Genomic DNA, 14,262 nt, shown 5'->3' with positions numbered 1-14,262 from the left:
TAGGGGTGATGGGAAAATGATGTCGAGAAATAATAACTTAGATAGAGAACAATTGGAAATGATTACATTGAATCAAGTCGTACCGCAAGATCATCTTGTGAGAAAGCTTGAAGCAGCTATTGATTTCTCCTTCATATACCCATAGGTTGAAAACCTTTATTCAACTTTAGGCCGTCCAAGTATTGATCCAGTTGTGCTGATTAAAATGACATTTATTCAGTATGTATTTGGGATACGTTCAATGAGGCAAACAATCACGGAAATTGAAACGAATGTGGCTTACCTTTGGTTTTTGGGTTTTGGTTTTCACACAAAAGTTCCCCATTTTTCTACCTTCGGTAAAAATTATGAACGTCGTTTTAAGGATACAGATTTATTTGAACAGATCTTCCACCGTATTTTAAAAGAGATTACAGATAAGGACTTATTAAGCGCTGATCATGTATTTATTGATTCAACGCATGTAAAAGCGAGTGAGAATAAACGTAAATTTGAGAAGAAAGTAGTACGAAAGGAAGCTCGCGCTATGAAGCGAAGCTTCACGATGAGCTAAATCATAAGGAAGAACAGGAATAATACCATTTTCTATTAGGAAATTACAAATTGCTGCAATAAATTTAATGAAACTAGCAAATTGGACATGGACTGGTACAGAGCTTGCATAAATGATATGCAAGCTGGGACAGTAGCTACTCAAAAATAATGGCCATTTTTGATAAAAAAAATAAAAGACATTTTGGAATAAGAGAATTCCCAAATGCCTTTTGTCGACACTCTGAAAGCTAGCGTAATGCTAGCTTTTCCGCATGTTAATACTTACATTAACTAACTCAAAGAAATCTGGACTAAATTCTTCCATATCTCGGAGAATTCCCTTCCATTGTTTCCTCGGAAGTTGAGTTTGTCCCGTCTCAAGTAATCTCAACAAATGTTTCCTAACTTGACTCCGGACATTTAAGTTTTTCATAAAATATTCTTCCATCATCGGTATATCTAGAAATTGCTCTTGTAAATCACTTTTTGGAATTACTAACGGTAGGAATTTTTCCATATTCTCTAAATAAGTAATTTCTTGTTGGACTCTTGTAACGAATTCTTTATTGTCTTCGTTTGAAAACCAGGAAACTATTTCATTTATATTAATTATATCTTCCAATGAAAATGATACTTTATTTACGAAGGTATCAATTAAGTTTACATGTTGAGGAATAGATATGTTTTCAATATGTTTCTGAAGTAATCTAATCTCATTAGCTTTTTGAATTACTAGTTGTTGCAAAGAGTCTATATATTGTTCTATCTCACTTCGTATATCAACTAAAAATAAATTTAATGATTTGTTCATTATTTGGTACTTGCTCAATTCCTTTGTTGGATTAAAATTAAGAAACCATTTTATAAAATCCTCTGAATGACTTAATTTATCCAGCTTATTAAAGTCTATAATATTATCTCGAAGACTAAACCAGTCTAGGAATAAATTTTCGGCTAGTTCAATCCATTCTTCCTTTATAGGACTCTTGATTGAAGAGGTCCATTCACTTTGACCAAGCATATTTATATCATTAATAAATTTTTTAAAGTAATAAGCAAAAGTTGCCATGTCATAACCAATACTCTCTTCTAAATCAATTTTCCATTCCTCCTTAAGTTTTTCAGTTTGATATATCCAATCTGCAATATTTTTATCATTTGCGATTTTTTGAAACATCTCACTACGATCTTGCATTTTTAACTGTTGAAAATTGGCAACTTGTATTAGGTTTATATCCTTATCGATAAAAATCTGTGTGTTATCTTTATGAGAAAACGAAATTGGATATTTATATCTATTTACAACCTCTGCTCTCTGTATAGTGGCTGTCGATTTAACAGATCTAGAAGTATGTTCTTTTGTAATGTAAATTCCTTTTACAATTTCATGAACAATCGTTGCTACTCCAGATCTAACTGGCTCCAATAATTGCTCTTTTACTTTTATACCCTCTATCCAATCTCGAATATGCTCTGCTACTACATTCCTATTAAGAACAAAATGTTTTTCAATTGGAACTTCAGAATCGTATTGTAGTTTCCTAAGATCCACAACAACATCTTCAGAATCAGATTTAAAGTGTTTTAGCAAAGAAGAGAAAACTGTATGTTTATCTTCATTATGCATTGCGTACATTTCGCCTAAAATCTTTATTAGTTTGTCATGATGATCAACAAATACATCTCGATTTAAAAAATGTGATAGTTTAGCTGCTTTTTTGGCATCTCCCTTGATTAGAAATTGCAATATTTCCCTAGAATTTAGAATCAAATATCGAAGTGTCCCCTTACCTTTAGGAATCCCATCGTATATTCTATTTATAAGTGGTTTATTAAAAGGTAAAAGATTCAAGCCTTCTTCGGAATTATTCCCTAAAAGTTCTCCACAATAATCAGCGTTTGGACAACTTTTTGAACATGAAAATCCATTTAATCCTTTTAAACCCACTAAATATTTTGTTATATAAGTTTGAGCTTGACTTTTATCAAGTGTGAAAAAGTTTGAACCTGATTCATCTGATAACCATAATTTTTTTACGCGATCATCAATTGTATCCAAGTTTTTTATTCTACTTTTTAATTCACTATCAAAATCATGGGCTTGCTCTACACCAGGGGTTAATCCTATAACTACATCCCAACTTCCTTCTTCTAAAGTTATAAAATAGTCTAACAAGTCTGCCGCGTATAGATTAATTGATTGGACTAAATCATCAATTAACAAAACTGGTCTTATCTTTTGTTCTGTTAAAACATTAGATAATCTTTTAAATATCTCCTTTATGTCAGTCCCTTGAAACAGAAACTGATCTAATTTTTTTAACAACGAATTACGGAACTTATAATAATTGACATCCAATTTTAATGTTGTGCTATCAAGCAGTGCATCATATTCTTCTTTTGTGATAATTTCAAGCGGCTTAGAAATTTTCCCTTTTTCAACTTGCTTAGTAAAAGCTAATATGTTTTTTTCAATAACAGGACGAAGTAACATCGTTGCAGGTACAATTAAATCATCGCTATCAAACAACTCGGACATTGTTGTCCAAACTATTTGATTTATTATCGTAACAGGCTTCGTTAGTAATAAATCCCATTTATTCTCATCAATAATTAGATCACCCAACTCAATACCAATTGTTTTAATACATTTTTTTACCAAGATTTGTGGGTTTAATTCATTCCTTGATATTCTAATTATTGGCCTTGTTTTTTCAATTCTCCACTGGTCCTTTAACCAACATAACAATTCCGACTTTCCTGATCCTGTTGACCCAAATATTAAGTATACTCGATTTCCAAATCCTTTCTCTTCTTCTAATTCTTTAAGGAAACCGCTTTCATTGATAGTTTCAACTAACTGGTTTCTATAATAACGATTTAACGTTTGTGGAAAGTGGGTATTTCTAAAAAATTCTCTTGAATAATTGTACCTTTCATCGGCAGTTCCAAACAAATTATTAATGCTTTTAGTTGATAAACATGGTATCATCATTGCTTACCTCCCATTGTTACCCAATTCAGTCCATTATCTCCATAGGACAGGTATGGCAAATCTTGTTTCTTTGATAATTCCAAGACACCTTTTTGCCCCAATTCCAAAACACAATATAATACCCCCTTAAAAACAGTACCATTTGAGATGCAAGGGATAATCGGATGTATCATTTCTTCAAAGAATAATTGCAAAGACCCATCCCACTCTTCTACTTCTTCAACAATACTTTTAAAAAGTTTTGGATGAGGGAGTGCGTAAAACCCACCATACACTCTATACCCTAATCCAATATGTTCCATAATTCGCTTCCATGCATTAACCTTTTCCTGACTAATTGCCAACTTATCAAATACCAAATTTGTTTCATAATATAAATCTTTTATATACATTCGATTTGGTTTAACAAATAAATGAAAATACATTGTAGAAAATACATAGTTTGGATCCGTTGGATCTGGATTATTATCGGCAATTTCATTTAATCGTTTTACTAAGGTAAGTTCAGTTACTTTTGCGTCATTCACTAGGGGCCATATGCTCTTTTCCTTGTCGACATCAATAAAATTTAAATTTATTAAGAAATTTAATACACTTTCCACCAGTGATGAAGTATTCCCTTCAGGTTGATATTGATAATTTTTAATTAGGTTATTTTTTTGTATCCCAGGATACTTTTGTACGGTATTTAAAATAGCACCGATTTCAGGTCCATAACAAATTTGAAATAACGACACTTACATCACTCCTTCAATTTGCTTTATTGCTTCAATTGTTTTTGCAAGGTGATAATAATTATGAATAGAACGCAATTTCATATAATCTCGATGGCTGATATTTAGGATATCTTCAGGATTATTAATACAAACTGGGCATTCACATTCCAATGGTTTTTCTATCCTCTGCTGATTTCTTGTAACATTTGATTCAGAAATTAAAAACGTTCGGAAAGGCTCACTATAGAATACTTGATGAAATGCAGCGACCATTGTTGGCCTACTCGAATCAAAAGAAGCCAATTTAAGTTTTGCCATTTCTTTCATTTGATTTATACCTGTAACCCCAAAGATATGTAAATTTTTTGCAGATACTATATCTGTCACAAAATTAATATAATCTATTTGTTCTGCTGGACTTCTTGCCAACATCGATCCAAGACCAAAGCGTTCAAACCCTAATTTCTTAAGTTCATGAATACTAAAAGTTATACTTGGAAAATCATATCCTTGAATAACTCCCATTAATGAAACATTGGGAGGTGGATCATATTTTTGAAGTAAATTAACATATTCGTAAGCATTAAAGAGAGTTTTTTCAACCGCTGAAAACTTATCTGAGAGTGTTCGTTTTTCAAGAAGAGGTTCATCTAGGTGGACAAGTTGAATGGGCATATCCAGTGGGGCAGAATCTATGATGTAAAATTGCGTATCTAATATATCCCTTAATTTGTACTTTCCAGGATTTTTCGAATAAAAAAGGGCGCCGGAATCAATAATTAGTTTCTTAGGGTTTTTCCTAAACTTTCTGATTCCATTCTTATTATCAGGGACAGCTGATATAAGCATGCAGCAATTATCAAAGTACTCACAAAAGATAGCATCGCTATGTGACCAACTTATATAAAAATCCATTTCATCGTCTCCTTTCTCACGTGACTCTACGTGATAATGTGATTATATCATTAATATTTTGAATAGTATATTAAAAAAGCCTCTTATTCAGAGACTTTTTTGATAATCTATCCAAACCTTATACGTTGTTTCTAAATTCTCCTTAGTCGGATAAAATTTCCTTCTCCCGCTGTATACATGATTCCAAATAGGGTTACTTTTTTCAAATAAGTTTCCCTTCCAACTTCCCACTTTAACATCCAAATCTAGTTTAGGTATATTAACTGTTTTATAAACCTGATATTGATAATTTTCAACAAAGAATCTAAAAATGATATACCATGAAAATGTGGAATGAATAATCGATGTTCGTTTGAGGTTCTTTACATGCTTTACGCTATAGAATCTAAAAATCTCATAGTAACCTATTACTTTCTCTACATATGTAACAAATTCGTTTAAAAAGCTCATTACCTCTTCAATAGTAAAGTTTTCAAATAAATATAGTACAAGTGTTTCTAATGTCTTTACTGTCATAATTTTTGTTGAATTATTGCTAATTTTATCGCTCTTTAATTCAACAAACTTCTTAAAAGCTTCAATTTGTAAAAGAGCATTAATAACGATCGATATTTGGGAACTATTATTTATTAATACCGGTAGTTCATCCTCTGGTTCTAAGTTGGGCAAAGCCGTTAATAAAAATCCATTTTGTACTTCTAAATCATAGTTACCTTCTTTTTCTTTTATAATCTTGATATTTTTAGTATATATGTTTACAACTTCTTCTTTTGTTGGAAAAGTGGAAGTTTGTAATTCCCATTCCTTTATCTCTTTTAAGGTTGCAGTTGCTAGATAAAGAATATTGTTTTTTCTTGCTAATTTTTTCGAATTGTATATTTTAAATGAATTCATGTTCAACTCCCTAACAACTTTATTTTAATGATTTATATATTTATTATTATCAAAAAGGGGCTGAAGACATTAAATCTTCAACCCTGATTTTTTGATATCATTCAATTGTTTATAAAAAACATAGGTATTATGGAAACCTCTACGTCTGTTACGATTATTTCCTCTAAAAATAATTACCTCGATGCCTACTTCTCGGCATATCTTGCACTCACATTTTTTCCAAGGGGTATCTTCAAGTGTTCTTTGATACAATTCTCTTTGCTTTACTGCTTTTTTCTCATCATTGAATTTTTCATCATATGCCATCACCGTATTCAATGTCTCTTCTAAGCTTAAAAGCCCCTTATCAAACAACCGTAAAGCTTTCATAGATTTCGCTTCAAGTTCTTGATATTCTTTTAATGTCCCAATTCCTTGATTGAGTAGTTTTTTAATTTTAGGGCTACTTTCAGTAGCTTGCGGAACTCGAATTGCACCATATTTATTCCCATCAAGTGAAAAGTAATTATTTCTTGCACTCATCCAAGCTTGTCGTAAATAACTTGTTGAATCAAATGACGTTACTCCTAATTGATGAAACACATTAATCGGTTCTAACCGTGCAGCTCCAAACAAGTGAACTTCCATATATTCAGGAAGAATTGGAGCTATATTTTTTAAGATTTCATATATTTCTTCTGTAGAGGAATAAGCAAGTCCCCCTAATGAAATATGCTGATAACCCATATCAATTAAGTTTCTGACAGATTTAACATAGGTTTGTGCATCCCAGCCCTGTGCAATTCCTGAAGGTTTGAAGGTGTAGTTCCCTTCATAATGACCCTTAATAAAATTTTCTGCATTTAATTCGGTTATAGAAAGTCTTCTTTTTCGTTCATCAGGATCCACTGCGTGTTCCTGTAAAATTAAATGGTCAATGGATACACCAATATCAAAGCCTAGTATCTCATAGTAATCTAAAATTTCATCTGTTTCATATGGAGGTTCATATGCATCTTTATAGCTATATGCACCACAGTCACCTAAAATAGGAAAACCAGATGGGATCCTAGTAAAATTATGAATACCGCCAGTTGCCATTACTTTGTCTCTCTTATTCTTAGAGGCATCAACAACCATTTTAGAGACCAGTAAGCCATCGTAATTTGGCGTAGGATAAATTTCATGTGAGTAAACATCATCCATGTGAGGGTCACGATTTTCCGTATGAGTTTCTGCAATAAAATCAAAATTTGGATCAACGCGATCATCATTTTCTGGCATAAAATATTTTATGCCAAAATTCTGATAGTTTTTAGATACTATATCAGTCTTTAAAATTGTTCCAATTTTTTTCTTTTTAATTGGGGCCACTTTCTTCTCTTCATTATTAAGCACAGTTTTTTTTTCCGTTTCTTTCATTACTTCTTTATTATCAAAAGGAAAAAACTCCAATTGCTCAGAATTATTTTTCTTTATGCGATATTTTTCTAACACTTCTAAAATTAGTTGAGGATTCTTGTGAATTTCATCTAGTAAACTTATATCATTATTCAATTCATTTGTAAGAAGTTTGAATAAATACCCTTTTAATGCAATCAATCCATAACTAAACTCTTTCGCATCTTCTTGCCCTACCTCAACAAAATGATAGGGTTCGTAATTTGGGATTGCCGACTTGCTAGTTTTACTTGCTAAAAAGATCAACTTTTGTCCCGGAGTCGTCTCTGGTAAAGGCAATTGAACCGATTTTAGATATTTATCCCCTAATAAAAAGAAAACCAGATCATATCCTTTAATCATATCTGAAACACTACGATTAATATCTAGAAAATTTGACCAATCAATTACTTGTTTCGCATTCATATTATTGAAGGTAACTTCATATGGCACAATTACCCTCTCTTCATCAATCAAGCCATAGCCCGCAGATAGAATGCTCACATCTACGATATCTCTTCCATAGTGTGACCTTAATGATTCAACCCCCTCCATAAGTCTAACATGCTGCATACCCGTATACATTTTTCCAGCTGTTGCCTTATACTCATGAAGCATTGCTTCTTTTTTATCTATTTGTTTTTTTTCAATAAAATCACTTTGTATTAGCTGATTTTCAGGCTTAAATACCTTTTCCCCAGTACATGAGGTTATAACCAATGTTCGAAGCATTGTTTCCCCTCCCAAAAAAGAACCTACGTTCTTAAATGATTAATAGATATAAATTATATCTTAATTTCGACAAAGTTTCCAACACAACTTCTAAGCTTTTGGTTTTCACTTTTTGTATCGAAACATTATTAAAATGCCAAAGTATGAATTTCTGTTGGAAGAATCCATAATCGTAGTTTATATCATAGCTAATTGACTACAACATCATCATTCGATATTTCAATAAGCGTGTAGAATAAACCAACGAACTCTAGATTGATAAAACTTTCTATTGTTTTTAATTAATCCCTAATATGGTCGTTAATCCATTAACCTTTTATTAATAAAGCAATTAACTTACATCTTATATATTTTCCACAAAAAAGTACATAACCCGTCCGAAGGCTCCCCTTGATACAAAGAGCCAACTTTAGTCAATTAAATTATATTTCATGAATTCATTTATTTTTTCAATTAACCAGCATTCAAATCCATCAGCACTAATATCAGATTCTATAATTTGAAAACCATGTCCCTTTTCGTATATCATAAACGAATTAATTGAATTTATTTTTGAAGAATTGTCCAAATCTAATTGACTTGAAGAAATTTTTACATACACAGCCATTTCGTCACAGTATGCATCAGATAGGATCAACTTTAATGTTTTTTCAAACAAATCCTGCTTAACAAACTTAATTTCAGATACACCTAACACAAGTTCAATAAATGTCATCTCATGATCGCCATTTATATCGATATCATCTATGGTCTCTTCTTCTATTTCATCCCCCCACAATTGAAAGAAAGCAGAGGAACCATCTGTAAATTTAACATATGCACACCCATATTCTCCTCTATGTGAACTTACAATTGTATAAACAAATTTTACAAACTTTCCTTTAAGTTCCAACCTCGATGGTTTACAAAAAAAATTATCATCCTTAGAATTTTCATCAATACCAATATCAACTTTACCAAAATTATCTACTGAAACAAAAGTTGTTCCATCCTTAAATAATAAGTTACTACCCGAGTAACCATACCCTTTCTCGAAATAATGTACATATCTATCAACTATTTTATTCTCAGCACCCGCTATATTGTTTACAAAGTCCGACATTCTTTACCTCCCTCTAGCTAAATTACAGAACCATTTTTTACCTCTCTTGTTTTATTTTTATAGGATTTCTACTATTATTTATTTAAAAATAATTGGAAAAGGTTTAAGTAGTTTTTTCTTTTTAGTAAGTACAGTGGTAATACATATTTACTGAATTTATAAATGACCTAAATTTGTAAACGTCATAAGACTGCTTTTCATAATTAATGATTATTAACACAGCGACTTGACTTTAATTTTGATGCTATTTTTTAAAGGTGAATGTTTAAGACGAAACATAAAGTAAGTCCTGCATTTTTTGCAGTTAATATTTTCAGACCATTTTACTTATATAGTCACAACACATTCTTATTCGCCTTACTAACCAAAAACGAAGGCATTTCCTCCCTTAGCCTCCATACAAAACTCATTGGTTTATTTCCTTCGTGCTTTACATAGTCGGTTGTTCCGAGAAATACAAATGGTGCGGTATGGCCGTTTTCTTGTTTGTATTCCCTGACGAAAAGTGCGATTTGATGATTGTTTTCTCTGTGATGAATGTAGCGTTGTGCCGTAGGGCTGTGTTCCGCTACTTTGCTTTGTGTTTGCCAGTGGAAAAGCTTTTCGTTAATCGCATAGTCTTCATACAATGTGGACGGCGAGAAATCTTTTTCTGACTTATTTAATGTGATAAAGAAAATGTCTAAACTTTTATCTTGAAAGTACTTAACGCCTTCACGGAATGCTGGTGTTTTTTCTTCATTATAATATTCCAGTGCAGCCATTACTTGAGCTGTTGAATAGCTGCAATGTACACGCAGTGGCGTAATAAATGAGAAGTCATTCTTGATCTCCATTGTTTCGATTGAGTTGAATTGATAGTGTAAGATTTCACGTATTTCTTCACGGAAATCGTGATTCGATAATATTTTTGCAATTCCATCCTCAATTGTCGATAATCCTTCTTTTTCTGGATATGCTTTGTAAAAGGAATAAAAGAACATGTTTAGCATGATGCGTTCTTCTTCATTTCGAACACCACCCTCTTCAATATAACGAAGCAGGAATTTTAACAACGTACTTGAATTCAAGAAAAATAAATTCTGTAAACGGCTTGTCACGAAGGTCTCATGCTCCCAATGGAAATCATCCTTCAGTCCTGCTTCTACCATCATTCTTGTAAAACTCCGATTGCGGTTTCTGCCATATAAATCATAAATGGACATGTGATGGTGCTTTAGAAAGTTACTTAGGGTTAAGTGGTCACCTGTGTCTTGCTCAAAATACTTCATCTTTGCAACAAGGTTTCCACGTGTATGGCCGCTTGATTTAATATTTCTTAAAATGTATTCTTTGGCTTGTTTTTCTAGTTGAATGAAGCTTCCTTTTGGAACATTCAAAAAGCCATTTTCAACATAATAGGATACGGAATGCTTTGTTTTTCCGATTAATGATCGGAACTTTTCTTCAAAGTTATAGTTCTTGTGGGCTTGTCCTACAAAGTCAAGTACAGTTAGGCATTCCTTTCCGTCAGCAAGTCTCAACCCACGACCCAATTGCTGGAGGAAAACCGTTAAGGACTCAGTTGGACGTAAAAATAATATCGTGTTCACCTCAGGTATATCGATTCCTTCATTGTATAAATCGACAACAAAGATAAATTTAATTTCTCCGTTTACTAACCGATCCTGAGCATCTCTTCTTACCTTTGAATCAACATTTCCATATAATGCAACTGATGGAATTCCGGCCTTATTGAAAAACTCAGCCATATATTTTGCATGCTCAATCGACACACAGAAACCAAGCCCCTTTACCTCATCGATATCGGTAACATATTTATAAAGGCTTTTTACGATTTGATTGCTTCGAATCGTATTCGAGGTATAGACATTCTCAAGCTCCTTAATTTCGTAACCTTTCCGGCTCCACTTTAGCTTCGAAAGATCAACGGTATCTGTCACACAAAAGTATTGAAACGGACTTAGAAGCTTTCGATTAATTGCTTCGGTCAATCTCATTTCGGCTGAAATTGTGTCCTCAAAATACGTTAGTATATCCTTTCCGTCCATTCTTTCCGGGGTAGCCGTGAGTCCAAGTAAGATTTTCGGCTGATAATGATTTAATAGCTTTTGATAGGACTCCGCAGCCGCATGGTGGAACTCATCGACAATAATAAAGTCGTAATAATCACTGGTTGTATGTTTATAAAGCTCTCTACTGTTAAAGCTCTGGATGCTGACAAATAGATGATCCAATGAGCTAGGGTGGTTATTCCCAACTAAAAGGTCTCCGAAATTAGGATCCTTTAAAATTACTCGAAATGTATCTAAGCTTTGTTTTAAAATTTCCTCACGATGTGCAACAAATAATAGCTTCGCCGAGTGTTTATTTTTAGCTTTGAAACGCTTATAGTCAAATGCTGAAATAACAGTCTTTCCGACACCCGTTGCTGCGACAAGTAGGTTTCGATGTCGACCGAATACTTCTCTCTCAACCTGTAACTTTTCAAGAATTTCCTTCTGATACAAATAGGGTTGGATATCAAAAAGAATGGGTAGATTACTTTGGCTTTGCATTTTCGATTTTGATAGTGCTACTTTAAGTCGGTCTTGGTCCTCCTGTTTATCTTTATTGAACGGCACAAATTCATGGTCGTTCCAATAGCTTTCAAAGGTGGCCTCAAATTTTTTCACGATATCAAATGAATCTTTTTCCGTAACCTTAATATTCCATTCCAAGCCTGATGTGAGGGCTGGATTTGAGATATTTGAAGAACCAATATAAGCTGTACTAAATCCTGTCTCTCTTTTAAACAAATACGCCTTTGCGTGTAGTCTAGTTCGGTCGACATCATAGGAAATTGCGACTTCGGTATTAGGCAATTGACTTAGCTCATAAATTGCCTTGTAATCACTAGCTTCCATGTATGATGTAGTTATGACGCGAAGTTTTTTACCCGGCTGCTCTGTGAATTCCTTCAATTCGTTAATCAGGATTCTGAGCCCGCTCCATTTAATAAAAGAAACAAGCATATCAATAGAATCTGCCGTCAGGATCTCCTTTTTCAATTCGCCTAGCATGTTTGGCTCATAGTTTGATCCTGTAAATAGTGAACTTTGCGAAATAGGGGTTACTGGTCGAATGACCTCCCCTTTACGGATACTTCGAATCGAATTCATCTTCGTATAGATGGAAGTTAACACTTCACCTTCTTCCTCGATTTTCAGACTTCGAAACTCGTCTTCGTCAAGACTCTCACTTAGAACAGTGATGATTTCATTACAGGTCCGAATTTGATCAAGTAATGCCTGTCTATCATCATTTTGGTTATCCCTCACAAATTTGAGAGCTCTTCTTGTCACCGTAGATATGTATGAGGAAAGAAGCTTTCTAGCCTCTTCTGTATCAATCGGTTCCTTGCCAATATCGTATTTTTCTAGATCAAGATTAGCCAGATCCTTTTTTAATTTTTGCGAAATAATTTCTTCGTATATCCCTTGCTTAAGCATGGAGTCACCTCATAAATTATTATCTATTGTTAAATAGTTTCCATTCCCGTGTCGAAAAATCCTTCTTTTTACCTAAGAAAGTAATATCGAAGTAGTGATTTAAAATAAAAAAACTAGTTCAGAAGTTGTGAACTAGTTTTTGGGGGATTACATTATGGGTTCATTTATACCTTCACTCATATCATAATCAAAACAAAGTTGGTATAATTCAATAATTTCTTTTTCAGTAGGGATTCTTGGATTGTTTGAAGGGCTGCCGCTTGCAAGAGCGTCTTTGGCCATTTTTCCAACTACTTTATCTAATTCTTGTTTTTCTATCCCCCACTCCTTCATGTTAGGGATATTCAAATTCAAACAAAGTTTCTTTATTTCTTGTAAAACATTATTTGCTATTTCCTCATTAGAATAACCACTTAACTCTGGTTTAATAAACAGCCCGATACTAGCTAATCGAACAATGCAATCCGATTTACTATATTCCAATATTGCCGGTAGCAACATTGCATTTGATACTCCGTGCGGGACATGAAATATAGCACCTATGGGTCTTGACATTCCATGGACTAAACAAACAGATGCATTTGAAAATGCTATACCAGCCTTTAAGGCTCCTAAAGACATTTTTTCTCTTGCTACTATATTATTTCCATTCTTATATACTTCTTCAATATTATCGTAAATCAATTTGATTGCGGATAAAGCAAGTGTGTCTGTAAATGGATGTGAACGTCTTGAAATGTATGCTTCTATGGCGTGAGTTAGGGCATCGACCCCAGTTGCTGAAGTGATATGTTTTGGAGAAGAGAGTGTGAGTTTAGGATCAACAATAGCTACTTCGGGTAAAAACATCGGTTGTTTAATCATCATTTTTACATCATTTCTTGTATTGGTTATTACTGTAACATCTGTTGCTTCAGAGCCAGTACCTGCAGTGGTAGGAATTGCAATTAGAGGAATAGCCTTCTTATCAGCCATTTTTTTATTCCCCATAAAATCACTAATATCTCCCCCATTTGTTGCAATTACCGCAACAGCTTTTCCAGTGTCAATACAGCTGCCTCCACCTAATGCAATAATGACGTCACAATTATTTTGCTTAAAAATTTCGAGTGCTTCATTTACGAAAATATCTGTCGGTTCGGAATCAATACCTAAATAGGTTGAATGTATAATCTCTTCTTCATGTAAAATCATTTTGCATTCTTCAACATAACCAAGATCCTCCATAACCTTATCACTTATGATAAGAGCTCTGGTTCCTAGTTTCCTTGTTTCAACCCCTAGTTGTTTAAAGGAATCAATACCATAAAAAATAGTTTAAGCATATAAACACTTGATATTGAATTCATAACTTCCCTCCATAGTTACGATAAACTTTTATCTTCTGCTTGCTATGATTGGTTGGACTACTTCCATCATCATATTTCCTATCCTATTAATAATGTTATTCAACATTTATTATTA

8 protein-coding genes and 1 pseudogene are annotated in these 14,262 nt (G+C 33.2%); 1 reads left to right on the top strand and 8 read right to left on the bottom strand.

The window, feature by feature from the left end:
- Positions 1 to 16: 16 nt before the first annotated feature.
- Positions 17 to 570: pseudogene (locus V7097_RS22080) on the top strand (transposase); the annotation flags it as partial.
- A gap of 223 nt (positions 571 to 793) precedes the next feature.
- Here V7097_RS22080 and V7097_RS22075 read toward each other — a convergent pair.
- The 8 genes from V7097_RS22075 to V7097_RS22040 form a co-directional block, all read right to left on the bottom strand.
- On the bottom strand, positions 794 to 3,529 hold the full coding sequence (locus tag V7097_RS22075) for a hypothetical protein (RefSeq protein ID WP_335705793.1): 2,736 nt from the start codon (positions 3,527 to 3,529) through the stop codon (positions 794 to 796).
- The gene (locus V7097_RS22070) at positions 3,526 to 4,266 is read right to left on the bottom strand and encodes a hypothetical protein (protein WP_335705792.1); all 741 of its coding nucleotides are present in this window, start codon (positions 4,264 to 4,266) and stop codon (positions 3,526 to 3,528) included. The genes V7097_RS22075 and V7097_RS22070 overlap by 4 nt, the downstream gene beginning before the upstream one ends.
- Entirely contained in the window at positions 4,267 to 5,160 is an 894-nt protein-coding gene (locus V7097_RS22065) for a tRNA-guanine transglycosylase (protein ID WP_335705791.1), read from the bottom strand. It lies immediately after the preceding gene.
- Between the two features lie 87 nt (positions 5,161 to 5,247).
- Positions 5,248 to 6,054, bottom strand: coding sequence for a hypothetical protein (locus V7097_RS22060; protein WP_335705790.1), 807 nt, complete (start codon positions 6,052 to 6,054; stop codon positions 5,248 to 5,250).
- Between the two features lie 69 nt (positions 6,055 to 6,123).
- Positions 6,124 to 8,193 carry a tRNA-guanine transglycosylase DpdA gene (gene dpdA / locus V7097_RS22055; protein WP_335705789.1) on the bottom strand — a complete coding sequence of 690 codons (2,070 nt, stop codon included), beginning with the start codon at positions 8,191 to 8,193 and terminating at the stop codon, positions 6,124 to 6,126.
- A 421-nt stretch (positions 8,194 to 8,614) separates the two neighbouring features.
- Complete coding sequence (locus V7097_RS22050) at positions 8,615 to 9,307, bottom strand: hypothetical protein (RefSeq protein WP_335705788.1); 693 nt, start codon at positions 9,305 to 9,307, stop codon at positions 8,615 to 8,617.
- A gap of 335 nt (positions 9,308 to 9,642) precedes the next feature.
- Entirely contained in the window at positions 9,643 to 12,798 is a 3,156-nt protein-coding gene (locus V7097_RS22045) for a DEAD/DEAH box helicase (protein WP_335705787.1), read from the bottom strand.
- A gap of 147 nt (positions 12,799 to 12,945) precedes the next feature.
- On the bottom strand, positions 12,946 to 14,112 hold the full coding sequence (locus V7097_RS22040; RefSeq protein ID WP_335705816.1) for an iron-containing alcohol dehydrogenase: 1,167 nt from the start codon (positions 14,110 to 14,112) through the stop codon (positions 12,946 to 12,948).
- Positions 14,113 to 14,262 lie beyond the last annotated feature (150 nt).

Origin of the sequence: Bacillus sp. JJ1562, from assembly GCF_036962705.1 — a bacterium.
Lineage (GTDB): Bacteria > Bacillota > Bacilli > Bacillales > Bacillaceae_L > Ferdinandcohnia.
Note: the sequence above shows the minus strand (reverse complement) of the source record. Positions and strands in the feature narration are given on the sequence as shown.

Excerpts from the sequence above, each read along its gene's own strand:
- V7097_RS22075 (WP_335705793.1), bottom strand. The coding sequence starts at position 3,529 with ATGATGATACCATGTTTATCAACTAAAAGCATTAATAATTTGTTTGGA.
- V7097_RS22065 (WP_335705791.1), bottom strand. The coding sequence starts at position 5,160 with ATGGATTTTTATATAAGTTGGTCACATAGCGATGCTATCTTTTGTGAG.
- V7097_RS22060 (WP_335705790.1), bottom strand. The coding sequence starts at position 6,054 with ATGAATTCATTTAAAATATACAATTCGAAAAAATTAGCAAGAAAAAAC.
- V7097_RS22050 (WP_335705788.1), bottom strand. The coding sequence starts at position 9,307 with ATGTCGGACTTTGTAAACAATATAGCGGGTGCTGAGAATAAAATAGTT.
- V7097_RS22045 (WP_335705787.1), bottom strand. The coding sequence starts at position 12,798 with ATGCTTAAGCAAGGGATATACGAAGAAATTATTTCGCAAAAATTAAAA.